Source organism: Sandarakinorhabdus sp. DWP1-3-1, from assembly GCF_049896705.1.
Lineage (GTDB): Bacteria > Pseudomonadota > Alphaproteobacteria > Sphingomonadales > Sphingomonadaceae > Sandarakinorhabdus.
This window is the reverse complement of the sequence record NZ_JAFCUV010000002.1, coordinates 1-24,707: the sequence shown is the minus strand read 5'-3', so window position 1 is coordinate 24,707 and position 24,707 is coordinate 1. Positions and strand designations below refer to the sequence as shown.

The 24,707-nt window shown below is 68.7% G+C and carries 25 protein-coding genes; 12 read left to right on the top strand and 13 right to left on the bottom strand.

Annotated elements, in window-relative coordinates; all coding sequences use genetic code 11:
* Positions 1 to 201: 201 nt before the first annotated feature.
* Positions 202 to 759, bottom strand: coding sequence for a hypothetical protein (locus ACP7AI_RS09415; protein ID WP_426166661.1), 558 nt, complete (start codon positions 757 to 759; stop codon positions 202 to 204).
* Between the two features lie 170 nt (positions 760 to 929).
* Between ACP7AI_RS09415 and ACP7AI_RS09410 the strand changes: the two genes are divergently transcribed.
* From ACP7AI_RS09410 to ACP7AI_RS09395, 4 genes are all read left to right on the top strand, one after another.
* Positions 930 to 1,385: a hypothetical protein gene (locus ACP7AI_RS09410; RefSeq protein WP_426166659.1), complete on the top strand. Its 456-nt coding sequence runs from the start codon at positions 930 to 932 to the stop codon at positions 1,383 to 1,385.
* 5 nt (positions 1,386 to 1,390) lie between these two features.
* Positions 1,391 to 2,368 carry a toll/interleukin-1 receptor domain-containing protein gene (locus ACP7AI_RS09405; RefSeq protein ID WP_426166658.1) on the top strand — a complete coding sequence of 326 codons (978 nt, stop codon included), beginning with the start codon at positions 1,391 to 1,393 and terminating at the stop codon, positions 2,366 to 2,368.
* A gap of 274 nt (positions 2,369 to 2,642) precedes the next feature.
* A complete protein-coding gene (locus tag ACP7AI_RS09400) occupies positions 2,643 to 2,837 on the top strand; it encodes a hypothetical protein (protein WP_426166656.1) in 195 nt (64 codons plus the stop codon).
* Positions 2,834 to 3,298: a DUF2243 domain-containing protein gene (locus tag ACP7AI_RS09395; RefSeq protein ID WP_426166655.1), complete on the top strand. Its 465-nt coding sequence runs from the start codon at positions 2,834 to 2,836 to the stop codon at positions 3,296 to 3,298. The genes ACP7AI_RS09400 and ACP7AI_RS09395 overlap by 4 nt, the downstream gene beginning before the upstream one ends.
* Before the next feature lie 87 nt (positions 3,299 to 3,385).
* Here the strand turns inward: ACP7AI_RS09395 and ACP7AI_RS09390 are convergent, their stop codons facing one another.
* The 3 genes from ACP7AI_RS09390 to ACP7AI_RS09380 all read right to left on the bottom strand — a co-directional run bounded on the left by ACP7AI_RS09390 (position 3,386) and on the right by ACP7AI_RS09380 (position 6,902).
* Positions 3,386 to 4,318: an alpha/beta fold hydrolase gene (locus ACP7AI_RS09390; RefSeq protein WP_426166654.1), complete on the bottom strand. Its 933-nt coding sequence runs from the start codon at positions 4,316 to 4,318 to the stop codon at positions 3,386 to 3,388.
* Complete coding sequence (locus tag ACP7AI_RS09385) at positions 4,311 to 5,231, bottom strand: SMP-30/gluconolactonase/LRE family protein (protein WP_426166652.1); 921 nt, start codon at positions 5,229 to 5,231, stop codon at positions 4,311 to 4,313. Before ACP7AI_RS09385 ends, ACP7AI_RS09390 begins: the two co-directional genes overlap by 8 nt.
* Positions 5,232 to 5,300: 69 nt before the next feature.
* Positions 5,301 to 6,902, bottom strand: a complete 1,602-nt coding sequence (locus ACP7AI_RS09380; protein WP_426166650.1) for a M28 family peptidase — start codon at positions 6,900 to 6,902, stop codon at positions 5,301 to 5,303.
* A 99-nt stretch (positions 6,903 to 7,001) separates the two neighbouring features.
* Here ACP7AI_RS09380 and ACP7AI_RS09375 point away from each other — a divergent pair, with 99 nt between their 5' ends.
* Positions 7,002 to 8,435: a DNA recombination protein RmuC gene (locus ACP7AI_RS09375; RefSeq protein WP_426166648.1), complete on the top strand. Its 1,434-nt coding sequence runs from the start codon at positions 7,002 to 7,004 to the stop codon at positions 8,433 to 8,435.
* A 290-nt stretch (positions 8,436 to 8,725) separates the two neighbouring features.
* Here the strand turns inward: ACP7AI_RS09375 and ACP7AI_RS09370 are convergent, their stop codons facing one another.
* Positions 8,726 to 10,249, bottom strand: coding sequence for an APC family permease (locus tag ACP7AI_RS09370; RefSeq protein ID WP_426166646.1), 1,524 nt, complete (start codon positions 10,247 to 10,249; stop codon positions 8,726 to 8,728).
* A gap of 134 nt (positions 10,250 to 10,383) precedes the next feature.
* On the opposite strand from ACP7AI_RS09370, the gene ACP7AI_RS09365 reads away from it, so the two are divergent.
* The 6 genes from ACP7AI_RS09365 to ACP7AI_RS09340 are packed head-to-tail and all read left to right on the top strand — an operon-like array spanning position 10,384 to position 16,575.
* Entirely contained in the window at positions 10,384 to 11,643 is a 1,260-nt protein-coding gene (locus ACP7AI_RS09365; RefSeq protein WP_426166644.1) for a sarcosine oxidase subunit beta family protein, read from the top strand.
* Positions 11,643 to 11,900: a sarcosine oxidase subunit delta gene (locus ACP7AI_RS09360; RefSeq protein ID WP_426166642.1), complete on the top strand. Its 258-nt coding sequence runs from the start codon at positions 11,643 to 11,645 to the stop codon at positions 11,898 to 11,900. The genes ACP7AI_RS09365 and ACP7AI_RS09360 overlap by 1 nt, the downstream gene beginning before the upstream one ends.
* Positions 11,897 to 14,797, top strand: a complete 2,901-nt coding sequence (locus ACP7AI_RS09355; RefSeq protein ID WP_426166640.1) for a sarcosine oxidase subunit alpha family protein — start codon at positions 11,897 to 11,899, stop codon at positions 14,795 to 14,797. Before ACP7AI_RS09360 ends, ACP7AI_RS09355 begins: the two co-directional genes overlap by 4 nt.
* Positions 14,790 to 15,239 (top strand): sarcosine oxidase subunit gamma family protein, encoded by a 450-nt coding sequence (locus ACP7AI_RS09350; RefSeq protein ID WP_426166638.1) that lies wholly within the window; start codon positions 14,790 to 14,792, stop codon positions 15,237 to 15,239. The genes ACP7AI_RS09355 and ACP7AI_RS09350 overlap by 8 nt, the downstream gene beginning before the upstream one ends.
* Positions 15,236 to 16,093 carry a formyltetrahydrofolate deformylase gene (purU, locus tag ACP7AI_RS09345; RefSeq protein ID WP_426166636.1) on the top strand — a complete coding sequence of 286 codons (858 nt, stop codon included), beginning with the start codon at positions 15,236 to 15,238 and terminating at the stop codon, positions 16,091 to 16,093. Before ACP7AI_RS09350 ends, purU begins: the two co-directional genes overlap by 4 nt.
* 29 nt (positions 16,094 to 16,122) lie before the next feature.
* Positions 16,123 to 16,575 (top strand): tRNA (cytidine(34)-2'-O)-methyltransferase, encoded by a 453-nt coding sequence (locus ACP7AI_RS09340; protein ID WP_426166634.1) that lies wholly within the window; start codon positions 16,123 to 16,125, stop codon positions 16,573 to 16,575.
* Between the two features lie 9 nt (positions 16,576 to 16,584).
* On the opposite strand, the gene ACP7AI_RS09335 is transcribed toward ACP7AI_RS09340, so the two are convergent.
* The 8 genes from ACP7AI_RS09335 to rfbF all read right to left on the bottom strand — a co-directional run bounded on the left by ACP7AI_RS09335 (position 16,585) and on the right by rfbF (position 24,343).
* A complete protein-coding gene (locus ACP7AI_RS09335) occupies positions 16,585 to 17,475 on the bottom strand; it encodes a S1/P1 nuclease (protein WP_426166632.1) in 891 nt (296 codons plus the stop codon).
* Between the two features lie 117 nt (positions 17,476 to 17,592).
* Positions 17,593 to 17,973, bottom strand: a complete 381-nt coding sequence (locus ACP7AI_RS09330) for a DUF4174 domain-containing protein (protein WP_426166630.1) — start codon at positions 17,971 to 17,973, stop codon at positions 17,593 to 17,595.
* A gap of 7 nt (positions 17,974 to 17,980) precedes the next feature.
* Positions 17,981 to 18,985: a glycosyltransferase family 2 protein gene (locus ACP7AI_RS09325; protein ID WP_426166628.1), complete on the bottom strand. Its 1,005-nt coding sequence runs from the start codon at positions 18,983 to 18,985 to the stop codon at positions 17,981 to 17,983.
* Complete coding sequence (locus ACP7AI_RS09320; RefSeq protein WP_426166626.1) at positions 18,979 to 19,923, bottom strand: NAD-dependent epimerase/dehydratase family protein; 945 nt, start codon at positions 19,921 to 19,923, stop codon at positions 18,979 to 18,981. Before ACP7AI_RS09320 ends, ACP7AI_RS09325 begins: the two co-directional genes overlap by 7 nt.
* A gap of 39 nt (positions 19,924 to 19,962) precedes the next feature.
* Complete coding sequence (locus ACP7AI_RS09315; protein WP_426166624.1) at positions 19,963 to 21,186, bottom strand: methyltransferase domain-containing protein; 1,224 nt, start codon at positions 21,184 to 21,186, stop codon at positions 19,963 to 19,965.
* A 27-nt stretch (positions 21,187 to 21,213) separates the two neighbouring features.
* Positions 21,214 to 22,428, bottom strand: a complete 1,215-nt coding sequence (locus ACP7AI_RS09310) for a DegT/DnrJ/EryC1/StrS family aminotransferase (protein WP_426166623.1) — start codon at positions 22,426 to 22,428, stop codon at positions 21,214 to 21,216.
* Positions 22,419 to 23,537: a CDP-glucose 4,6-dehydratase gene (gene rfbG, locus ACP7AI_RS09305; RefSeq protein WP_426166621.1), complete on the bottom strand. Its 1,119-nt coding sequence runs from the start codon at positions 23,535 to 23,537 to the stop codon at positions 22,419 to 22,421. The genes ACP7AI_RS09310 and rfbG overlap by 10 nt, the downstream gene beginning before the upstream one ends.
* A gap of 2 nt (positions 23,538 to 23,539) precedes the next feature.
* Positions 23,540 to 24,343 carry a glucose-1-phosphate cytidylyltransferase gene (gene rfbF / locus ACP7AI_RS09300; RefSeq protein WP_426166619.1) on the bottom strand — a complete coding sequence of 268 codons (804 nt, stop codon included), beginning with the start codon at positions 24,341 to 24,343 and terminating at the stop codon, positions 23,540 to 23,542.
* A gap of 246 nt (positions 24,344 to 24,589) precedes the next feature.
* Between rfbF and ACP7AI_RS09295 the strand changes: the two genes are divergently transcribed.
* On the top strand, positions 24,590 to 24,707 hold a 118-nt coding region (locus ACP7AI_RS09295), incomplete at its 3' end, for a hypothetical protein (RefSeq protein ID WP_426166607.1).

The following is a 24,707-nucleotide window of genomic DNA, read 5'->3' as shown; positions in this document are numbered from 1 at the left end:
GCGACACGCGCGGCGTCGCGTAGGCGACATCCGTCGCGCGCGGCGGGTGAGGGTGTTCCTGCCTTATGCCACGAAAGAGACACCCTCACCCGGGCCGGCTTCGCCGTCTCTCGCCTCTCCCGCAGGCGGGAGAGGATGATCAGGGACGTTGGATTCCGCAGGCAAATTACCTCAGCAAAAACAACGTTGTCACGCTTAAGGCTACACTAAGGCTACACCATTGACGGTGGTGACAGCGACGGTGGGGATGAGGCGCCCGTTTGCCGGGCGCAGGCGGGGCGGGCGCGGAGCCCTCGGCGCCGGCGGCGGCGGCAGCAGGGCGAGCGCGTCCATGCGGCCGGCGATGGCGTCGCTGCGCTTGTCCTCGACCTCGTCGACACTGCGCAGCTTGGCGGCCTTGGGGTCGCTCTCGTGGCGAAGATGGTTGAGCAGGTTCATCAGCAGCCGGTCGTTGTACACCCGCTTCATGCCGACCAGCCCGCCGTCCTTCCACACCTGCTGCAACGTGCCCTCGAGCGCCCGCTCCATGGCCTCGTCGCGCAACCGCGCATAGGCCATGCGCCGCGCCGCATCCCAGGCCGCGGCAAAGGCCGGCTCCTTGGCGCGTAGGCGATAGGCGGTGGTGACATGGCGATCGACGTTGCGCGCCGCCCGCCGCACACTGCCGGTCTCGATCAGGTGGATGATGAACATCTCCATGACGTCGGGAGTCCACCCCTCCTCCCGCTGCCGACTGCGGGCATGAAGGCGGGCGAGCATGGCGGGGTCAATTTCGTGCTGGTTATCCATAGGGGTGCATATAACCTATATGGATTGTTTTGGCAAGGGTATGTAATACGATTTGTAACGGAGAGCCTTGGCGCTAGACATCGAACAATGGTCTGCATACCATAATGTCTATGCTCTTACCCCATGACGCATCGAAGATAGTGCCATCAACGCTTGGCCCACAGACACCACTCGGGTATTTTCGGAGCTTAGGAAGTAATCACGACGTTGCTGAATTCTGGGTCGTCGAAGACGAAACGGCAAAATGGGCAATATTATTATCGGCTAGCGATGAACGATGGCACTTCAACGCTATCCGCCTAGACACCCCGACGTCGTGGAACGGCGTAAGCCTGGGCAAAATAGAGATCGTTGTAAATGTGGAGTCTTTCGAATTTAGCGATACCCTTAGCACCAGAAAAGGGTGCATAACGGTCGCCTCAAATAAGGTCTTTATAGCTGCAGCACGCGAAGGTGCTTGGGGCACCCGGATCGTCTTTGAAGTCGCTAACGCTGAAAAGTGTGAAACAACTGCGGCGGCGGTCTTTTATAATTGGCAGCTAATTCAACGACGCTTTGATGGAAGCCCTAACATTCTATTTGAGAAGAAATCCTGATATTTATGGCGACCGGTTTTATCTCCTACACACATGCAGATGCTGAGTTTAAGAACCGCCTTTTGGGGCATCTAGCTCCACTTAGGCGTGAAGGGCTTATCGAGGTCTGGCATGATGGCTTGCTACGTCCCGGTGAACATCTTGACCCTGCGATCCAAAGCGCTCTCTCCGCCTCGCAAATAGTAATTTTGCTGATTTCATCCGACTTCATTGCGTCGGAATATTGTTACGAGCAGGAGCTCATTCGCGCGTTTGCTCGACAACGCGATGGAAGGGCACAGGTTGTTCCAATTATCTTACGCCCGTGCCAGTGGAAGGGTGTGCCAGTTGGTAGTGACGCACGTTTGGCGGATTTCATCGCGCTGCCGAAAGATGGAAAGCCGGTTTCGACGTGGTCTGATGTCGACGCAGCTTTTGATGACGCAGTGGGCAGGCTGCGCGACATGATAAGAAACAGCAATTTGTCCCAAAAGGATTCTGCAACTAGAAAAGCGGCAATCTCGGATCAGGCGCTCGAACGACTTCCGTCTGCGTCATCAAACTTATCTCTTGCATCATCACCTACCGATCTTGATCGCGACCGCCTACTTCGCAAAGGTTTTGCCGCTACGATGAGCGTATTTGAGAAGCGACTCAAGGAGCTTGCCGAATCAAATTTGAGACTTGAGAGCGAATTCGATTTAATTGACAGTCGGTCAATGTCTGCGCGAGTATACCTCGATGGTAAGCGAGTTGGCGAGGTTAGTATTTGGCACGGCAACGGGTCATGGCGAAATGCCCTATGTTTGAGTTACGACACCAACAATAGCAGCCGGAATACGATGAACGATTGGTTGTCGCTCGAAACTGGCGATGAGGGGCTCTGCTTTAGTACACACGGCTCGCTTTCGTATGAAGTTCAGCGTCGGCAACTGGATGCTGATGGTGCCGCCGATTATCTCTGGGCCAAATTTCTTGATCAGATACGAAGCCGAATGCCATGAAACGATAGCATGAAGGAGAATCAGAGACGTTTGGAGTGCGCCGGCTACCATCTTTGTTTTAAGTTCTGGACATCTTAATTTGCCTATCACTTTGGGTTAGGGGCGCTTGTGCAAAGCCGCTAAATAGTGTTGTTTTCATGTAGCACTACGTGGCGCAGCAAAACTGAATGATTTCAGGTTGAGGGCAAAGTAACGGACCGATAAGTTCAAGCGAACGAAGTGTCTTGCAGGGCTCCGGTCGGAACTCTCAGACCCGATAGCCCGTTACCCCGCCATGCGCCCCACCCTCCCGGCCGCCGCACTCGCGCTGTCCGCCGCCCCGGCCGCGGCGTGCAACATCTGTCATTCGCCGACCGCGCTCGGGGTGCGGCACCTGTTGTTCGACCATGATTTCCTGGCGAACGCTGCCGCGGTGGCGGCGCCGGTGCCGGTGTTGCTGGCGATCGTGTTCGCGGTGGCGCGGGGATGAGGGGGCCGGTGCCGGGGTCGGTGCGGCCGGCGATCGCCGCGGCGATGGCGATCGGGATCGGGCTGGGCGGCTTTTTCGACGGCATCGTGTTCCACCAGATCCTGCAGGTCCACAACATGCTGTCGGGCTGGCTGCCGGTGAGCGACCTTGTCAGTGCCAAGACCAACATGGTGTGGGACGGGCTGTTCCATGCCGCGGTGTGGATCATCACCGGCATCGGCGTCGTGCTGTTGTGGCGCGCCGGGCAGCGGGGCCTGGTGCCGCGCGGCGGCGCAGTGCCGGCGGGCGGATTCCTGATCGGCTGGGGGCTGTTCAACCTGGTGGAGGGGGTGATCGACCATCATGTGCTCGGCGTCCACCATGTCTATGAGGCGATGGGCGCGTCGGTGTGGGATTATGTGTTCCTGGGCTGGGGGGCGGCGATGGCGATGACGGGGTTGTGGCTGGTGGGGCGGCGTTGACCCTCCTCTCCCGCCTGCGGGAGAGGCGACACGCGCGCCAGCGCGGCGGGTGAGGGTGTGCGCCTGTTTCGACGCTCGGGTACACCCTCAGGTGCGCTGGCGCGCCTCTCGCCTCTCCCGCAGGCGGGAGAGGGTTTCGAGCCACTCGCGCATCGCGGCGTTGACCTTGTCGGGGGCCTCCTGCTGGACCCAGTGGGACACGCCGGGGAAGCGTTTCAGGGTGAAGTCCGTCACCAGCGGGGCGTACCCTTCCGTCAGCGCGATATCGAGGGCGGTGTCCTCCTCCCCCCACAGCATCAGCGTCGGCACGTCGAGGACCGGGGCGGGTTCGTCGAGGATGTTCGGGAAATTGGCGCGGTAATAGTTGATCATCGCAGTCAGCGCGCCGGGCCGGCTGGCGTTGTCGCGGTAATGGTCGATGACCGCCGGCGGGAAGGCGGATTTGTCGACGGCCATGTTGGTGAAGGCCTTGCCGATGCCCTCCGCATGCCGCGCGCCGAGCATCGCCTCGGGGAGCTTGGGCAGCTGGAAGAAGGCGACGTACCAGCTCTTGCGTTTCTGGGCCCAGCTTGTCCGCAGCACGTCGCGGAAGACGCGCGGGTGGGGGACGTTCATGACGATGAGGCCGTCCAGCGGGCGCGTGTTTCGGAGCGCGAAGATCCAGGCGATGATGGCGCCCCAGTCGTGGGCGATGAGCAGGCGTCGGCGCGCGCCGAGCGCATCGAACAGGGCGGCTGTGTCGGCGACCAGGTGATCGATGTGGTAATCGGCCTTGTGCGGCGGCCGGCTGCTGTCGCCATAGCCGCGCAGATCGGGCGCGACGGCGTGCCAGCCGAGGTCGGCCAGCAGCGGCAACTGGTGCCGCCAGCTGAAGCGGCTTTCGGGGAAGCCGTGCAGGCAGAGGGCGATATCGGGGCCGGACCCGCATTCGTCGATGGCGAAGGTAAGCCCGTTGGCAGCGATGGTCCTCGACCGGGGTCCGGGGTCGCCGACCCCGGCCGCCGGAGGCCCCTCAGCCATTGAAATTCAGCCGCAGGCCCGGCCGCGGCCACCGGCATTTCGCCATCTTGCCCGTCGTCGACAGGCAGACCCAGGCGTCCATCATGTCGGCGCCGCCGAAGGCGATGTTGGTGGTGAGGAGATCGGGGAAGGCGAAGAATTCCTTGGCGCCGGTCGCCGGGTCGATCGAGGTGACGCCGGCTTCCTCGATCAGGGTGGCCTGGGCGATGTTGCCGTTGGCCTCCATCGCGAGGCTGTCGAGGAAAGTCTTCGTGCCCCAGGTGGTGACGAAGCGGCCGGGGACGGCGGCGAGCGGCGAGGGTGCGACGGTGCCGGGGCCGGTGATGTCGAATTCCAGGAGGACGCGGCCCGCGGTGACGGCGGCATAGACTTTCGTGCCATCGGGCGACAGGCCGACGCCGTTCAAATTGGGGCCATAGACGGCGCACACGCAGCCGCTGCCGTCGGGCTTTCCGTAGAACAGCCCGCCCTTCGTCTCGTGATGCGGGAAATGCTTGCCGAGGTCGGTGAACCAGAAGCCGCCGGCGGTATCGAAGACGATGTCGTTGGGGCCGGACAGGGCGAGGCCGTCGATGGTCTTGTCGAACAGGCGCTCGACCTTGCCGGTGGCGATGTTGACGCGCTCGATGCGGCCGGTGGTGTAGTCCTCGGCGGCGTTGCCGGGCAGCAGCATGCCATCCTGTTCGTACCAGGCGAAGCCGCCGTTGTTGCAGACATAGATGGCGCCATCGGGGCCGATCGCCGCGCCATTGGGGCCGCCGCCGGTGGTGGCGACGGTGGAGAGCGTGCCGTCTGGCCGCAAGCGAGTCAGCTTGCCGGCCTTGATCTCCACGAAGATGACGCTGCCGTCGTCCATGGCGATGGGGCCTTCGGGGAAGGCGAGGCCCTCGGCGACGATCGTGTGTGGATGCATGTGGAGTCTCCCCAAGTGTTTTGCCGCATGGTGGCGCGGGCGACGGGGGAGCGCCAGTGGTGAAATGGGCTAGGGTTTCGCCGCCCGCAGCGGCGCATATTCGTTGCCGGGGTTCCACAGCGGCCAGGCGGTGCCGTTGGCGAGTGTATGGCCGACGAGGAAGGCGGCGCTCGCCTCCTGCGCGGTGCCGGCGAAGGTCCAGGCCGGGTCGAACTGGTCGTTGGGCTGGTGGTAGCGATTCTGGTTGTAGGCGTTGACCAGAGCGTCGCCTTTGGCGGTGCCGCCGTCGACCAGGTCGCGCCCGGCGCGGAACGACAGGGCGGGGACGCCGCGGCGGGCGAAGGGGTAGTGGTCGGAGCGGAAGTACCAGCCGGCCTCCGGATTGGGTTCGTCGGTGACGGTGAGGCCGAGGCTGGCGGCGGCGGAGCGCAGGTCGGTTTCGAGGGTGGTGCGCCCACCGCCGACGAGTTCGAGGTTGCGCGCTGCGGGCAGTACGACATGCGGATCGAGGTTGATCACGGCGACGGTCTGCGACAGCGGCCGCGCCGGGTTGGCGGCATAGTGCTCGGCGCCGATCAGGCCCTTTTCCTCCGCGGTCCAGGCGGCGAAGACGACGCTGCGCGCCGGGCGCGGGCCGGCGGCGAAGGCGCGGGCGACCTCCAGCAGCTCGGCGGTGCCGGTGGCGTTGTCGATGGCGCCGTTGCGGATGGTGTCGCCGGTCGCGTCGGGGCCGTTGCGGCCGTTCGCGTCCCAGTGGGCGCCGTAGAGCACGACCTCTGCCAGGCGGGACGCGCCGGGCAGGATGCCGACGACATTGTGGCTGGTGATCGCCATCGCCGCGAGACTGCCGTCGGCGGCGAGCGTGGCGTCGCCGAGCGGGACGGCGGTGAAGCCGGGGGCACGGGCGCGCGCCTTCAGCGTCGCCAGGTCGAGCCCGGCGGATTTGAGCAGATCGGCGGCGACGGCGCCCGACAGCCAGCCGCTCAATTGCAGCGCCGAGGGTTTCAGCGGCTGCGGCACCATCGCCGGCAGGGCATCCCCGCTGCCGACCTGCAGCCAGGGGTAGCTGGCGGCGGCGTCCTCGTGGATGACCAGCACGCCCGCGGCGCCGGCGCGGGTGGCGGCCTCGAACTTGGCGCCGATGCGGCCGGCGAAGACCAGGCGGCGGCCTTCGAAGCCCAGGTCCTGGCCCGCCTCGAAATCGGGGTCGTTGGCGAGGACGACGGCGATCTTGCCCTTCATGTCGACGCCGCGATAGGCGTCGTAGCCTTGGCCGACGATACCGAAGCCGGCGAAGACCAGCGGCAGCGCCTGCACCTGCGTGCGGCCGACATTCTTCAGCGCCAGCGTCGCGTCGCGGCCGAGGACGAGGGGGTGCGCCTTGCCGCCGAAATTCAGTGCCAGCGTCGCGCCGGGCAGGCGATCGAGGCGGACCAGCGGCACCGCCTGGCGCCATGTGCCGTTGTCGCCGGCAGGCCGGAGCCCGGCGGCGGCCATGGCCTTTTCGAGGAAGGCGAGGGTCCGCAGCTCGCCATCCTCGCCCGGGCCGCGGCCGGCGAAGGCGTCGGAGGCGAGCGTCGCGACATCGGCCTTGATGCGGGCGGCGGAGATGGGGGGCGGCGCGGCGGCGATCAGCGTGGCGGCGGCGAGAAGCAGGGGGAGGGTGCGCATGGCCTTCTTTGGGCGACTTGTGGCGTGCCGCGCAAGATGGCCCTTTCGCAGCGGACTCGCCTCGCCTAATGTTCCCGCAACGTTCCGTTGGAGACCGACTTGTTCGAACTGCTGATTGCTGCCGTCATCGGCCTGGCCCTTGCCCTGGCGCTGGGCTGGGCCCTCTGGGGCCGACCGTTGGCGGCGGCGCGGGCCGAAGGCGCCCGGGCGGCGGCGGAGGCGGCGGAGCTGGCCGCCGAGGTCAGCCGCCAGCAGCAGGCGCGCGCCGCCCATGCCGTCGAGGTCAAGATGCTGGGCGAGCGCAATGCCGAGCTCCGTGATGCCGAAATGGACCGGGAACGGCTCGCCGGCGAACTGCAGGCGCTGAAGGCCACCCAGGCCGAGCGCGACGCCGCCCACGCCGCCGAGGTGGCGCGGACGGCGGAGCGCTTCACCGCGCTGGCCAATGCCGCGCTGGAGGGCGCGCAGGCGAAACTCGCCGAAAGTGCCGAGGCGCTGATGACGCGGCAGCGCGAGGCGGCGGGCGCGGGGCTCGAGGCCAATCGCAACCAGCTCGCCGAACTGATCGCGCCGGTGAAGGAAACGCTGGTCAAATACGAGACGCGGCTGGGCGAGGTCGAGGCGGCGCGAACCGAGGCCTATGGCAGCTTGAAGGAACAGCTCGCCAATGTCGTGCTGGGCCAGGAAAAGGTCAGCGGCGCCGCGGCCAAGCTGGAAACCGCGCTCCGGTCGTCGGGCAAGGTCGCCGGCCGCTGGGGCGAGGAACAGTGTCGCAACGTGCTGGAGGCGGCGGGCCTCGTCGAAGGCATCGATTTCGAGACGCAATGGTCGGTGGACGGCGAGGACGGCAACAAGCAACGCCCCGATTTCAAGATCAACCTGCCCGGCGGCCGGGTGCTGGTCATCGACGTCAAATGCTCGATCGACGCCTATATCTCGGCGGCGGAAGCCGATGATGCGGCGACGCGCCAGACCTATCTCGCCGCGCATGCCAAGGCGGTGAAGGCGCATGCCGAGGGGCTGGCGAAGAAGGATTATGCCAAGGCGGTCGGCAGCGCGGTGGAGTTCGTCGTGCTGTTCGTGCCGGGCGAAAACTTCCTCGGCGCGGCGCTGGAGCAGGACCGCAACCTGATGAACGATTATTTCAAGCGCCAGGTCGTGCTCGCCGGCCCGGTCAACCTCGTCGCCGTCGCCCGCACCGTCGGCGCGCTGCGCGACCAGGCCCGGCTGGCCAAGGAAGCCGGGGAGATCGCCAAGCTGGGGCGGGATCTGTACGATTCCATCCGCATCATGGGCGGCAATTTCAACCGCGTGCAAAAGGCGCTGGAATCGGCGGTCGGCAACTGGAACACGCTGGTCGGCCAGGTCGACGCGCGGGTGATCGGCCGCGCGCGCAAGCTGAAGGACATGGGCGCCGCGACGGGCCTTGAGGAGCTCGTCGATCTGGCGCCGGTGGTGAACGTGCCGATGCTGCCGGCGTCGACCGAACTGGCGGTGGCGATGCTGCCGGGGGTGGAGGACGCGGCGGAGTAGCGACGGACTGGTTTGGGGAAGCGCCGTGGGTCTGCTTTCGCCCAGTTGCGGACGTTCCCTCTCCCGCTTGCGGGAGAGGCGACTCGCCATCTTTGGCGAGCGGGTGAGGGTGTTTTCTCGTTCCGGCACGAGCGTACACCCTCACCCGGCGCCCGCGACGAATGTCGCCCTCGCAACGCCGCGCGTCTCGCCTCTCCCGCAAGCGGGAAACGCGTCGGCTCCCTCCTCCCCCTTGAGCGTAGCGCCCGGAGAGTGGGGAGGGTTGGGGTGGGCGGAGCGCGAGGTGCGGATCACCTGTGCGCATGATCCGGTCGAGCTGGCGGTGCTGGCCGGCGCCGGCTGATCGCGCCGTCGCTGGTCGCTCGATCGGCGTCGCCGTGCAGCAGCCGGCGGCGTTCCGCGTCGGTCACGGCGGCGAAACTGCGCCGCCCGGCGAGCCACAGCAGTGTCGCCAGCAGCAGCCAGCCACCGAGCGTCAGCCACTCGGGCGGCACGGCGCCGGCGCTGGCGAACCAGGGCTGGACCAGCGCCACGGCGGCGATGGCCAGCGAGGCGATGGCGGCGGTGACCACCAGCGGCGTGCCGCCGGGCGCGGTGAAGGCGGCGCGGCTGCCGTCGCGGCGCAGGCGCAGCAGCGCGACGCAGGTGACGACATAGACGACGCCGAAGCACGCCGAGGTCAGGTTGACGATCGGCAGCACGAAACCGCGGCCGAGCGGCAGCGCAACCAGCGTCGCGGCGGTGACCAGCAGCACCCCGGCGATCGGCGTGCCGCGGCCGTTGATGCGGGCAAACCCCGGCGGCGACAGCCTGGCGCGACCGAGCGCGAAGAACACCCGGCTGCCGGCCATCAGCAGCGCGTTCCAGGCGGTCAGGTTGCCGAGGACGGCGGTGATCATCACCAGCCGCGCGACGCCGGGGCCGCCGAGTGCGATCTCGAAGGCCTGGGCGGCGGGCAGGGCGAGCCCGGTCAGCACGCCGCGCGGCACCAGCGCGGTGATCGCGAACACCAGCGTGATGTAGAAGATCGCGGCGCCGACGACGGCGACGACGATGGCGCGGCCGGCGGAGCGCATCGAGGTGCCCGCTTCCTCCGATGCCGTGGCGGTGACGTTGAAGCCGGCGAACCAGAACGGCGCGGTACCGAGCACCGACAGGAAGGCCGCGACCTGCGCGGGCGCCGTCGCGCCGGGCACCAGCGGCCGCAGGTTGGCCGGATCCGCCCAGGCGATGGCGACGCCGAGAAACGCCAGCATCAGCGCGATGCGCACACAGGTCACCCAGGCCTGGGCGCGCGCCGTGCCGCGGGTGCCGGCGGCGTTGAGCACGGCGAGCGCGAGCGCGCAGCCGGCGCCGCACAGCACGCCGCCCAGGTGCACATCGGCGCCGAGCAGCCGGTACAGCACCGGCCCCTCGATGCCCGGAAACAGCAGCCCGAACAGCTGGCCCACCGAAATCGCCTCGAAGGCGCAGGCGGCGGTGTAGATCAGCGCCATCGTCCAGCCGGTCGCATAGGCCGCCGGCGCGCCGCCGAGTTCATGGGCATAGACCATCTCGCCGCCGGCGGCCGGCAGCCGCGCCGCCATCTCGGCATAGCAGAAGGCGACGAGCAGGATGGCGACGCCGCCGATCGCCAGCGCCAGCGCCGCGCCGCCGGGGCCGGCCTTGCCGACGATGTCGCCCAGTATTACGATCCAGGCGACGCCGACGACGCTGCCGAACGCCAGCGCGAAATATTGCGGGGCCGAGATCGAACGGGCAAGACCCCGCCCGGCGACCGCCGGCGGCGCGGTCGCGACCGGTGCTGCCGTCATCCTCGTGCCATCATGTCATGCCCTCGCCGCCGGGTCGGAACGTGCCGGGGTATCGGCCAAAGGTAAAGCCGCCCCGCGCAGGCGTTTGCAAGGCACTGGTCAGGCCCTGCTTTGCGCATGCTATAGGCGTGTCGATGGCGGGATCGGGATATTCGGCGTGGCGGGTGCTGCGCGTAGGATTACGCGGCGGCAGCGGCTGGGGCCCGGCGTGGCGCTCGCCGGCGCCGCAGCCGGCCTATGACGTCGTCGTCATCGGCGGCGGCGGCCATGGCCTCGCGACGGCCTATTACCTGGCGAAAACCCATGGCATCCGGCGGGTCGCGGTGCTGGAACGCGCCTGGCTCGGCGGCGGCAATACCGGGCGCAACACCACGATCGTGCGTTCCAACTATTATCACCGTGAAAGCGCGGCGCTGTACGACCTGTCGGTCAAGCTGTACGAGGGGCTGTCGCGCGAACTGAATTACAATATCATGGTCAGCCAGCGCGGTATCATCACCCTGCTGCACAGCCGCCACGACCTCGACGCGGCGCGCCGCTGGGTCGGCGCCATGGCGCTGAACGGCGTCGCCAGCCGCATGCTCGACCGTGCCGACGTTGCCCGGCGCATACCGCTGCTCGATATGGACCCCGGCGCCCGCTATCCGGTCATGGGCGGTTTCGTGCAGGAGCGCGGCGGCACCGCGCGCCACGATGCCGTCGCCTGGGGCTATGCCCGCGCCGCCGACCGGCTGGGCGTCGACATCATCCAGCAATGCGAGGTGACGGGTTTCTGCCGCGACGCCGGCGGCCGGGTGACGGGGGTCGAGACCAGCCGCGGCACCATCATGGCCGGCAAGGTGGCGATGTGCGCCGCGGGCAACTCGTCGGTGCTTGCCGACCTGGCCGGGTTCCGCCTGCCGGTGCGCAGCCATGCCCTGCAGGCCTTCGTGACCGAGCCGGTAAAGCCGGTGCTCGACACGGTGGTGCTGTCGCTCGCCACCGGCGTCTATCTGTCGCAATCGGACAAGGGCGGCCTCGTCATCGGCGGCGGACTCGACATGTTCCCCTCCTATGCCCAGCGCGGCAACATCGCGACGCTGCAGAACGTCCTCGGCACCGTCGCCGACCAGTATCCGGCGCTCGGCCGCGCGCGGCTGGTCCGGCAATGGGCCGGCACCGTCGATGTCGTGCCGGATTCGAGCCCCATCCTCGGCGAGACCCCGGTGCCGGGCCTTTACATCAACTGCGGCTGGGGCACCGGCGGCTTCAAGGCGATCCCCGCCGGCGGCACGCTGCTGGCGCATCACCTCGCCACCGGCACACCGCACCCGATCGCGGCGCCGTTCGGGCTCGCTCGCTTCACCAGCGGCGCGTTGATCGACGAAGCCGCGGCGTCGGGGATCGCGCACTGATGCAGCTGATCCCCTGCCCCTGGTGCGGTCCCCGCGACGAGATCGAGTTCCGCTGCGACGGCGAGGCCCGCCCGGCCCGGCCGCTTGCCGCCGGCGACGCCGAATGGGCCGACCATCTGTTCATGCGCACCAACCGCCGCGGCGTCCATGTCGAACGCTGGCTGCATGTCCATGGCTGCCGGCGCTGGTTCGACCTGACCCGCGACACCGCCCGCCACCGCGTGCTCGGTAGCGGGCCGATCGGCGACGCGTCATGAGCCAGTCGTTCCGCCTGCCGGCCGGCGGCGCCATCGACCGGTCGCGCCGCCTCGCCTTCACCTGGGAAGGCCGGGTGCTGCACGGCCATCCCGGCGATACGCTGGCGTCGGCGCTGGTCGCCAACGGCGTCCGCATCGTCGGCCGCTCGTTCAAATACCACCGGCCGCGCGGGCTTGTCGGCGCCGGCGTCGAGGACAGCAACGCGCTGGTCCAGCTCGGCACCGGCGCGCGCAGCACCGCCAACCTGCGGGCGACGGAGGTTCCGCTGTACGACGGCCTCGTCGCGCGGCCGGTCAACTGCTGGCCCAATGCACGCATCGACATCGCGGCGGGGCTGGGGCTGTTCGCCCGTTTCCTCGGCGCGGGGTTCTACTACAAGACCTTCATGTGGCCGCACTGGCACTGGTTCGAAGGGCCGATCCGCCGCATGGCCGGGCTTGGCCGCATCGCCGCCGCCGCCGATCCCGATCGCTATGAGAGCCGCAACGCCCATTGCGACGTGCTGGTCGTCGGCGCCGGGCCGGCGGGCCTGGCGGCGGCGCAGGCGGCAGCGGCGACCGGCGCGCGGGTCATCCTCGCCGAACAGGATTTCGTGGTCGGCGGGCAACTGCTCGTCGACGATGCGATGATCGACGGCGAGCCCGGTGCCGACTGGGCGGCGCGCGTTGCCGGCGCGCTGGCGGCAATGCCCGATGTGCGGCTGCTGCTGCGCACCACCGTCATCGGCTATCACGACCACAAGAGCTTAACCCTGGTGGAGGAGGTCGGCAACGACGCCGCATGCGCCGCCGACCCGGCGCTGCCGCGCCAGCGGCTGTGGACGGTCCGCGCCGGCCGGGTCATCCTCGCCACCGGCGCCATCGAGCGGCCGCTGGTCTTTCCCGGCAACGACCGGCCGGGCGTGATGCTGGCAGGGGCGGTGCGCCATTACCTCCGCCGTCACGCGGCGCTGCCGGGCCGCCGTGCCGTCATCGTCACCAACAACGACGACGCCTATCGTACCGCACTGGCGCTCGCCGACGCCGGGGCGACCGTGGCGGCGCTGGTCGATGTCCGCGACCCGGCACCGGCGGGGCTGGCCGCCGAACTTGCCGCGCGCGGCATCCCGCTCCACGCCGGGACGGCCATCGTCGCCACCCGCGGCAAGGTCCTGTCCGCCGTGCGCATCCGCCACGCCGACGGCAGCGAACGCTGGCGCGCCTGCGACCTGCTCGCCATGTCGGGCGGCCACAACCCGGCGGCGCATCTGTTCAGCCAGTCGGGCGGGACGCTGGAATGGGACGAAGCCATCGCCGCGTTCGTGCCCGGCGACGGCCCGCAGGCGGCGGTGTCGATCGGCGCCGCGGCGGGCTGTTTCGACCTGGCGGCAGCGCTCAAGGCCGGCCATGCCGCGGGCGGTGGCAACGGACCCGCGCCGGCCGCGGACGACCGCGCCGTGACTCCGCTGCAGCCCTGCTGGCAGATGGCGGGTGACGGCACGGCATGGGTGGACTTCCAGAACGATGTCACCACCGCCGATATCGCCATCGCCGCCGCCGAGAATTTCCGCTCGGTCGAGCATCTGAAGCGCTACACGACGCTCGGCATGGCGCCCGACCAGGGTAAGACCGCCAACGTCAACGCGCTGGCGCTGATGGCGGCGCAGACCGGCCGCGACATCCCCGCCACCGGCCACACCCGCTATCGCCCGCCCTATGTGCCGGTGGCGCTCGGCGCCTTTGCCGGGCGGCGGCGCGGGACGCTCTACCGCCCGCTGCGGCAGTTGCCGGCGCATGACCGCCATGTTGCGGCCGGCGCGCATCTCGAGGACGCCGGCGGCTGGCTGCGTGCCGTCGGCTACCCGCGCGCCGGCGAAACGCTCGCCGACGCCGAACAGCGCGAGGCGTTGGCCGTCCGCACCGGCGCCGGGCTGTTCGACGCCTCGCCGCTCGGCAAGATCGAGGTTGTCGGCCCCGACGCCGCCGCCTTCCTCGATCGCATCTATGCCAATGCCATGGCGTCGCTGAAGCCCGGCCGGGTCCGCTATGGCCTGATGCTCGACGACAATGGTGTCATCATCGACGACGGCGTCTGCGTGCGCCTCGCCGACGCGCATTTCCTCGTCTGCACCTCGAGCGCCGGCGCCGACCGCATCGCGCTGTGGCTGGACCAATGGCTGCAATGCGAATGGTCCGACCTCGACGTCATCGTCGCGCCGGTCACCGCTGCCTGGGGCGTGCTGACGCTGACCGGGCCGGAGGCGCGCGCCCTGCTGGCGAGCGTCGGCACCGACATCGACCTCGGCGATTTCCCGCACATGCGCCTGCGCACCGGCAGCGTCGCCGGGCTGGGGTGCCGCGTGCTGCGCGTCAGCTACACCGGCGAAACCAGCTATGAAATCAACGTGCCGGCGCGCGACACGGCGCTGCTGTGGGACCGGTTGCTGGCGACGGGCAAGGTGACGCCGGTCGGCATCGATGCCTGGATGGTGCTGCGGACCGAGAAGGGCTACCTCCACATCGGCAGCGACACCGACGGCACCACCAATCCGATCGATGTCGGCTGGGGGCATGTGCTGAAACGCAGCGGTGATTTCCTCGGGCGGCGGTCGTTGCTGCGCCCCGCCGACCAGGCGAGCGGCCGGCTGCAGTTCGTCGGCCTCGAGCCGCTGGACGCGGCGCTGCTGCCGATCGGCGGCCATGTCGTTGCCGCCGACGGCAGCAGCGACGGTTATGTCACCGCAAGCGTGCACAGCCCGGTGCTCGGCCGGCCGATTGCGCTGGCGATGCTGCGCGGCGGCCGTGCCCGGCTGGGCGAAATCGTGTCCGTCCGCGCTCTCGACGCCACGGCACGCCATCGGGCCCGCGTCGTCGCGCCGCAATTCTACGATCCGGACGGGGCGCGGCTGCGTGGTTGAGCCTCCGTTCGTCACCGCGCCCGGCCTCGCCGTCGGCCGTGCCGACCCTGGCGCCGCGCACCTGCTGCGTCGCCGCGACGGTGGCGACGGCCCCGGTTACCGCCTCGCGCCCGGCGAATATCTGCAGCTCGACGCCGCCCCGCCGGCGCTGCCGCCAGGCACCACCGCGCATGTCGCGGACCTAACCCATGCCCTCATCGGTTTCACCATCACCGGGCGAGGGGCCGCCGACCTGCTCGCCAAGGGGACCGGCCTCGACCTCCACCCGCACCGCCTGCCGGTCGGTACCGCCACCCGCACCCTGTTCGCCCAGGTCGACATCGTCATCGTTGCCGGAGCCGAGGGCTTTCGCATCCTCGCCGAACCCGGCTATGCCGCGCATCTGGCCGCCTGGTTCATCGATGCGGCCATCGAATTCAACAGCGGGCACAGCATGGCATGACCGACGAGATCGCCTATATTCTCACCATCACCTGCCCCGATCGCGGCGGCATCGTCGCCGCCGTGTCGACCTTCCTCCACGAACAGCAGTTTTCGATCACCGAGGCGCACCAGCACAGCGCCAGCGAGGGGCTGTTCTGCATGCGGCTGGCGCTTGCCGGTTCCGCCGGCAGCGTGCCCGACGTGGCGACGCTCGCCACGCTGTTCGCGCCGATCGCCACGCGTTTCGGCATGGACGCACAGTTCCACGACACCGCCGTCCGCCCGCGCGTGCTGCTGATGGTGTCGAAATTCGGCCATTGCCTGCACGATCTGATGCATCGCTGGCGATCGGGGCAGTTGCCGGTCGACATCGTCGCCGTCGGTTCGAACCACGACGACATGCGGTCCTTCGTCGAATGGTGCGGCGTCCCCTATCACCATTTGCCGGTCACCGACGGCAAGGCGGCGCAGGAACAGCAGCTGATCGCGCTCACCGAGGCGCTCGCCATCGATCTCGTCGTCCTCGCCCGCTACATGCAGGTGCTGTCACCGACATTGTGCGCCGCCTGGGCCGGGCGCTGCATCAACATCCACCACAGCTTCCTGCCCAGCTTCAAGGGTGCCAAGCCCTATACCCAGGCCCATGCCCGCGGCGTCAAGATCATCGGTGCGACGGCGCATTACGTCACCACCGACCTCGATGAAGGCCCGATCATCGAACAGGACATCCGCCGCGTCAGCCACACGAGATCCCCCGCCGAACTGGTGCTGATGGGGCAGGAGGTGGAGGCCAGCGTGCTGGTCCGCGCCGTCCGCTGGCACGCCGAGCGCCGCGTCTTCGGTACCGGCCAGCGCACCGTGGTCTTCGATTGAGCGTCGCCGAACCGCCGCAGGGCGCAGCGATGCGGATCGCGCTGTTCGAGCCCGAGATCGCCGGCAATGTCGGCGCCGTGCTGCGGCTCGGCGCCTGCCTCGGCACGGCGGTCGACCTGATCGAGCCGATGGGCTTCGAATGGGACGACCGGCGCGTGCGGCGCACCGCGATGGATTACATCGACCACGTCGCTGTCGTGCGCCACCCGGGCTTCGACGCTTTCCGCGGGTCGATCGGCACGCAGCGGCTGGTGCTGTTCACCACCAAAGGCGATCGCTCGGCCTATGATTTCGCCTTCCGGCCCGACGATGTGCTGCTGTTCGGCAAGGAAAGCGCCGGCGTCCCGGCTGCGGTTGCCGATGCCTGCGCGGCGCGGCTGCGCATCCCGATGCGGCCGCAGGTGCGATCGATGAACATGGCGACCAGCGCGGCGCTCGCGCTCGGGGAGGCCTTGCGGCAATGTGGAGCGCTGCCGGGTTGACCGTCGCCGTCAGCGCAGGCCCTGCAGTGCTGCGCCCATGCGGACGCCGGCGGCGATGACCCGGCGTTCGGCGATGGTGCGCAGCATCGTCATGTACGCCGCGGTCATCGGCGGCGCTTCGGCCGGGGCCTTGGTGGCGCGCAACGCCGGGCCGGTATAGGCGCTGTCACGCGCCAGGATTTCGCTTTCGTCGCGCCATTGGACGAAGCCGCCGTCCGGCACCATCGCCGCCGCGCGCGGGGCAAAGGCCGCGTGCAGGCGCGTGACATCGCCGTTCTCGTCGCCGCCGTCGACGCCGGTCGGATCGAACACCTTGTCCCACAACTGGTGCAGTTCCATCGGCGGCAGCCCGGGCCCGCGGCGCACCCAGGCGATGGTGCCGGCGCGGTCGCTTTTCAGCCAGCTGCCGTCGAGCCGATGGCCGCGGTGCAACGGCTGGTGCATGTCGCCGCCGATGTGCAGCAGCCAGCACAGCGCCACCGCGCGCTGCGCCGGCGGTGCGGCGGCGTTGCGCGCCGTGGCGAGGTTGGCCGCCCATTGTGCTTCGGCCTTGCCGGCGGTGTACCAGTCGAGCGCGGTCCAGCCGTGGACGATCTTCAGCGCATAATGCCAGTCCGGCCGGTCTGCCGGTGTGTCGCGGACATCGTCGGGCCAGCGCGCCATTAGCCCGAACAGCCGGCGCGTCCGTGCTTCGCCGGTCAATCCGGCCAGGTTGCGATCGAAGCGCGCCTTGTCGGGATGCCGGGCCATGATGGCGACGATCGCCTGCACCGCGGCCGGGTCGCTGGCCTGCAGCCGGTCATGGGCCAGTTCACCGGTAAGGCGATGACCGCGATTGTCCCAGGCCGCCGCGGGCAATGCCGCGCAGAGCAGGATCAGGCACAGCAGGCGCTTCAACATCGTCGAACGTCTTTCGGATCGGTTGGCGGAACGGCAGGTCAGGATGACGCCGAATGCCATCACCGGCCAGTGCCGGTTGCGCAAGCCCCCCGACCAAGAACGCCGGCGCCCCGCGTGTTACCGACGCATCTCGCCGCGGCGCATCGGCATCGCGTCGATCGTCGCGAACAGCCGCTCGGTCGAGATCGGTGCGCGCTCGTCGAGCTTGATGCCGCCATCCTTGCCGATCAGCAGCGCGCGGAATTCGCCCGGCCTGGCGTCGAAGCGGCGACGCAGTGTCGCTGCATCGTCCGCCGCGCCATCGACGTCATCGCCGGCGACGACGACCAGCCGCAGGTCGCGCTCCCGCGTGCCCGGCCCCGCGACCGCAAGCTGGCGCACGAGCATCGGCGCGTTGCGCGACGGCGCGAAGACGATCAGCAGGCGCTCGTTCCAGCGCGCCGCGTCGATCGACACCGTGGCGAGCGCGGACAGCAGGAGCAGGGCGGGCAGGGCCATGTCCAGGTCAACGGCCGACCGCCCGTTTCGGGTCCATCGCCGTGGCCGGCACGTCGCCGTCGAAGTTGATCGATCGTTCGACGATCGGCAGCATCCGGCGCTTCGACTGCATGAAGATGCGCCCGACATATTCGCCGATGATGCCGAGGAACATCGCGTTCAGCGTGATCGACAGCAGGATCAGCAGCGTCGTCGTCGCAAAGCCCGCCGGCCACATGGCACCGAAGACCAGCCGGCCGACCAGATAGCCGATGATCAGCAGCAGCGTGACGGTACCGACGGCAAGGCCGAGCATCGACGCCATGCGCAGCGGCACCAGCGAATGGTTGAGCAGGCCGTCGACGCCGAGCGCGATCATCTTGCCGAGCGGAAACTTGCTCTCGCCGGCAACGCGCGCCTGGCGATCATAGGGAAAACCGACCTGCGAGAATCCCATCGAGCTGATGAGGCCGCGCAGATAGGGCGAGGTATCCTCCACCGTCCGCAGTTGCGCCAGCACACAGGCATCGACCAGCCGGAATTCGCCGGCGTCGAGCGGCAGGTCGTCCTCGCTCAATGCCCGCATCGCCCGGTAGAACAGGCGGCGGCTGGCGCTGACCAGCCGCCCTTCCGCCAGCGATCGCCGCACGCCATAGACGACCTGGTGCCCTTCCGCCCAGCGCGCCAGCATCTGCGGGATCAGCTCGGGCGGGTCCTGCAGGTCGCAGTCGATCTGCACCGAGCAATCGCCGCGCGCCGACTGATAGGCGAGCAGCAGCGACCGCTGATAGCCATAGTTGCGCGACAGGCGCAGCACCCGCACCCGCGGGTCGATCGCGGCCAGCCGCTTCAGCACATCGAAGGTCGCGTCGGTCGAATGATTGTCGGAAAAGATGATCTCGAAATCATGGTCGGGGATGGTGGCGAAGGTGGCGACGATGGCCTTGTAGGCGCGTTCGACATTCGCCTCCTCGTTATAGGCCGGCACCAGCACGGACACGAGCGGCGGGCGGGTGCCGGTGCGGGTCAGCATGGCGCCAGTTCCCGTGTCGTCGGCGCGGCACCCATCGCCGCGACCGTGGCGGCGATCCCCGCCGGGAGGTCGGTGCGGGCCCGCCAGCCGAGGTGATCCGCCGCCAGCGCCGTCGACCCGCACAGATACGCGACCCCGCCCGCCGGCCGTGGATCGCCCATGCCGACCAGCGCCGGCGACGCGCCGACGGCCTCCGTCACCATCGACGCGACCTCGATCATCTGCGGCGCCTTGCCGGTGGCGAGGTTGACGACCGGCGGCAAGGCGCCGGCCGCCGTGCCGAACCGTAGCAGCCCCGTCACCGCATCGTCGATGAACAGCAGGTCGCGGCGGTCGCACGGGCGATCGAGAAAGGTCGGCAGGCCGGCCAGGCAGTTGCGGATCAGCGCCGGCAGCAGGAATTGCGTCGACTGGCCGGGGCCATAGACCAGCGCCAGCCGGGCGGTGACCGCGGCGAACGGCAGGCGCGGCCGCAGCATGGCGAGGTTGACGGTGCCGGCGACCAGCATCGCCGCATAGGGCGTCAACGGCTGTTCGCGCTGGCTTTCGACGAACGGCGCCGGCCCGGGGCCATATTCGGCCAGCGATCCGGCGCGGACCAGCAGCCGCGGCGGCCGGCGGCTGCGCGCGGCGGCAACGACCAGCGCCATCAGCCGGTTGAGGTCGGCAAGGCTGTCGGCGACGTCGCCCATGTCGGGGCCGGCCGGGGCGCGGGTGGTGGCGGCGAGATGATAGACGTGCTCCGGCGCGGCCGCATCGAGCAGGCGCGGCAGGTCGCTGTCATCGGCGACGACGTGGACCGCGGCCCGGCCGGCAAGGCCGGCGATCCGCCACAGGTCGGTCGTCGGGCGCACCAGCAGGTGCACGGTGTCGCCGCGGTCGACGAGCGCCTGCGCCAGGCGCGCGCCGATGAAGCCGGCCCCGCCGGTGACGAGCACGCGGCGGGACGGGGCTGCGCAGGCGGCCGCGCCGGCCATTCAGCCGACGAGCACCGGTTCGGGCAGCGGCACCAGGAAGCGGCCGCCGCCGGTGAGGAACTCGGCCTGCTGGTCATGGATCTCGTCGAAGAAGTTCCAGGCCAGCACCAGCAGCACGTCGGGCTTGCGTTCGCCGATCGCCGCGGTCGAATGGACGGGGATCTTCATGCCGGGGGAATAAAGCCCCTGCTTCAGCGGGTTGCGATCGACGAGGAAATCGAGCGTCGCCGGCCCGATGCCGAAATAGTTGAGCAGCGTATTGCCCTTGGCCGGCGCGCCATAGCCGGCGACGCTGAGGCCCTGGCGCTTCAGGTCGGCGAGCATGGCAAGCAGCTTGGTGCGTACGCCGGCGATCCGCGCCGCAAAGGCATCGTAGGTGGCGGCGTCGAACAGGCCCGCGGCATGTTCCTCGGCGATCATCTCGGCGACGATGGGTTTCGGCGTGCGCGGGCCGCCGACGGGCTGCAGGAACACCCGCATCGACCCGCCATGGACCGGCAGCCGGGTGATATCGACGATCTCGAAGCCGCAGATCCTGCCCATGCTGGCAAAGGACTGGACGCTGAATTCGGACAGATGCTCCTGGTACACCGTGTCGAACTCGTTCTTTTCGATGAGATCGAGGGCGCGCGGCACCTCGACGACGAACACGCCGTCGTCCGCCAGCAGCGTCTTTACCCCGGCCATGAAAGCGTGGAGATCGCCGATGTGGTTGAAGGTGTTGGTCGTCACGATGACCTGTGCCGGGCCGCGGGTGCGGCGCAGTTCGGCGGCGCTGTCGGGCCCGAAATAGCCGACATGGACCTCGACGCCGCGCTCGCGCGCCAGTTCGGCGATGTTGGCGGCCGGATCGACGCCCAGCGTCTTCAGGCCGATGGCGTTGCAGGCCGACAGGAACAGGCCGTCGTTGCAGCCGATGTCGACGACCAGGCCGTCGCCGGCTTCGGCCGCCACCGCTTCGGCCAGCCCGGCGAAATGGCCGTGCATCGTCGATGCGCCCGACGGGACATAGAGATAGTGGCGGAAGAAATCGGCCGGGATCTGGTCCTCCACCTGGATCAGTCCGCATTGGAGGCAGACCTCGGTATCGAGCGAGAATTTCGGCTGTTCCTCCGCCAGTTCACCGGCGCGCACGAACATGTTCGCCGGCGGGTGATCGCCCAGCGGCAGGAAGCCATAGGGATCGGGCGCCAGGCAGGCGCGGCAGTGGCTCATGTGGCTCATCGAATATCTCCCCGTTCGAAAGGCTGGTCAGGCGGTGGCGTGGCGGCGGCGGTCGAGCCGGGCGCCGGCAAAGGCCGCGAACGTCTCGTGCATGAAGGCGATCTGCGCCGGCTCCAGGCCATGGTGGCAGGCCAGCAGCAGGCCGCCGCGCATCACGTCGTCGGCGACCGGATAGCCGCCCGGCGTCACCACCATCTCGACATTGCGCATCGCCGGCTGGCGCAGGATGTTGCCGGTGAACACCGGCCGGGTCTGGATGTCGTGGCGCTCCAGATGGATCTGCAGCTCGCGGCGGGTGAACGGCGCATCGGCGCGGATCGTCAGCGGAAACGCCAGCCAGCCGGTGCGCGACGCCGGCAGCTGTTCGGGCAGTACGAACCAGTCCTCGTAGCTGGCGAAAAATTCGCGGTGCGCAGCGAAATTCGCCTCGCGCAGGCTGATGTTCAGCTCCAGCTTGTCGAGCTGTACGAGGCCGAAGGCGGCGCCGATCTCGGACGGTTCGAGATTGTAGCCCAGTTCCTCGAACAGGAACTTGGCATCATATTCGATACCGTCGAGCGCGACATCGAAGCGGGTCTCGATATTCTCCGAATCGACGAACAGCGACGATGTCCGCCCCCAGGACCGCAGCAGCAGCGCGCGGCGTGCGAGGTCGTCGTCGTTGACGCACAGCATCCCGCCATTGCCGGCGGCGTTGATGACGTGCGAGCCGTAGAAGCTCGTCGTGCTGATGTGCGACCGGGTGCCGGTGCTGGTGCCGCGCAGCGTCGCGCCCAGCGTGTCGGCGCTGTCCTCGATCACCATCAGGCCATGGGCATCGGCGATGGCGCGGATGCGATCCCAATCGGGCAGGTTGCCGATCAGCGACGGGATCATCATCGCCCGCGTCCGCGGCCCGATCATCGCCTCGATGCGGTCGACATCGATGTTGTAGGTGGCGGGCGCCGCGTCGACAAAGGCCGGGACCAGCCCGTGGCGGACCAGCGGCGCGACGGTGGTGGCAAAGGTCAGCGCCGGGGTGATGACCTCGCTGCCCGGCGGCAGGCCGAGCAGTTCCACCGCGAGATAATTCGCCGACGACCCGGAATTGACCATGATGCCGTGGCGCTTGGCGAACAGCGCCGCCACCCGCGCCTGCATCGCCCGCACCCGGGCGCCCATCTGCGTCGAGCTGCGCAGCACTTCGTTGACGGCGGCGATCTCTGCCTCGCCATGCACTGTCTGGCCATAGTTCACGCGCATTGCCGTAGATCCCCCATCGGTTCGGTGACATGTGCCGGCGCGCCGCCGGCAAAGGCGTCGAGCTGGCGTTGGCTGAAATCCCGCATGTCGGCGCCGGCGGCATGGGCGCGGTACCAGTCGACCGTCAGCCGCACCGACGCGGCCAGGTCGAGCCGCGGCTGCCAGCCGAGCCGTGTCCGCGCCTTGGTGGTGTCGAGGCGCAGCAGCTGCGCTTCGTGCAGCGACCCCGCGGCGACGTCGCCGAGCTGCATGGCCGGGCCGCCCGGCCCCCAATGGTCACGGACGAGGCCGGCGAGCGTGCCGACATCGACGACGCCATCGGGGTCGGGGCCGAAATTCCAGGCGCCGGCATGGCGATCACCATCGCGCAGCAGCGCGGCGGCCAGCATCAGATAGCCGTGCAGCGGTTCGAGCACATGCTGCCACGGCCGGATGCTGGCGGGGTTGCGGATCGACACCGGCACCCCCGACGCAGCGGCGCGGGCCAGGTCGGGCACCAGGCGGTCGACGGCCCAGTCGCCGCCGCCAAAGACATTGCCGGCCCGCGCCGTCGCCAGCCGCGCGGTGCCGGGCCCGGAGAAATACGACCGGCGATAGGCCGCCGCGATCAGTTCGGTGCAGCCCTTGGAGGCACTGTACGGGTCGGCACCGCCCATCGGGTCGGATTCGCGATAGCCCCAGTCCCATTCGTTGTTTTCATAGCATTTGTCGCTGGTGACGACGACGATGGCGCGCAGCGACGGCATCCGCCGTGCTGCTTCCAGCACCACCGCCGTGCCGACGACATTGGTCTGCAATGTTTCCAGCGGCGCCGCGTAGGACCGGCGGACGATGGCCTGCGCCGCCATGTGGATGACGATCTCCGCATCGAAATCGCCCAGCGCCGCGTCGAAGGCCGCGGCGTCGCCGATGTCGGCGATGCGGCTGTCGAGCAGCCCGTCGCCGCCGATGGCGGCATGCAGCGACGGCCCCGGCGGCGGCGGCAGCGCGATGCCGACGACGTCTGCGCCCAGGTGGCGCAGCCACAGCGCCAGCCAGCCGCCCTTGAAGCCGGTATGGCCGGTCAGCAGGACGCGGCGGCCGCGCAAGGTCGCGAGCGAGGGGTCCACGCTCAGGCGCTGACCAGGCGGGGATCGGCCGCGGCCGGCGCGAAATCGAGCCAGGGCGGCACCGGCTGGGCGGCCAGGCCGTCCAGATATTCGCGGTCGCGGACGGTATCCATCGGATGCCAGAAGCCCGGGTGGCGATAGGCGAACAGCTCGCCATCCTCGGCCAGTCGCGTCAGCGGACCCTGTTCCAGCGGCTCGCTGTCGTCGCCGAGATAATCGAAGATCTGCGGTTCGAAGACGAAGAAGCCGCCGTTGATCCACGCCTCGCGGGCCTGGACCTTTTCGGCAAAGCTGGCGACGCGGTCGCCCTCCATCTCGAGGCTGCCGAAGCGCGCCGGCGGCTGCACCGCGGTCACCGTCGCGATCTTGCCGTGGCTGCGATGCATCTCGAGCAGCGCCGGGATGTCGATATTGCCGACACCATCCGAATAGGTGACCATGAAAGTGTCGTTGCGCAGCCAGTCGCGCAGCCGGCGCAGGCGGCCACCGGTCATCGTCGACAGGCCGGTATCGACGACGGAAACGTTCCAGTCGAGCTTTGCGCTGGGCGAAAACACCGTGTTGCCGTTGCCCAGCGCCACGGTGAAGTCGTTGTTCATCAGGTGGAGGCTGTGAAAAAAGCCTTTCATCAGCATCGCCTTGTAGCCGCAGGCGACGACGAAGTCGGTGTGGCCCCAGCGGCTGTAGATATCCATGACGTGGAGAATGATCGGCTTGCCGCCGACCTCGACCATCGGCTTGGGGACGCGCACCGTTTCTTCGGCAAGGCGCGAACCAAGACCCCCGGCAAGCAGCACGATCTGCATGGCAACCCCCGTCGAAATCTGCTGACATTCGAAGCCGATGGACATTAGCGCGGCGGCCCCGGCCGGCCCACGGCGCTTACGGCGAGGCGCCTGGCAATTTCGCTATCACTCTTTTGAACCGGGGCGGCCCGACCGCTCCGGTGGTTCCGAACGGGGTAGCGTTTCGACCAAAGGAGGCACCGCCGATGCCCACCCTTTGGAATCCCGGCGACACCTATAGGTTCGCGCTGGATCAGGGGGGACGGCATGCGTGTTGCGATGATCGGTTCGGGTTATGTCGGCCTGGTGTCGGGGGCCTGCTTTGCCGATTTCGGGCACGATGTGTGCTGCGTCGACAAGGATCCGGGCAAGATCGAGCGGCTGC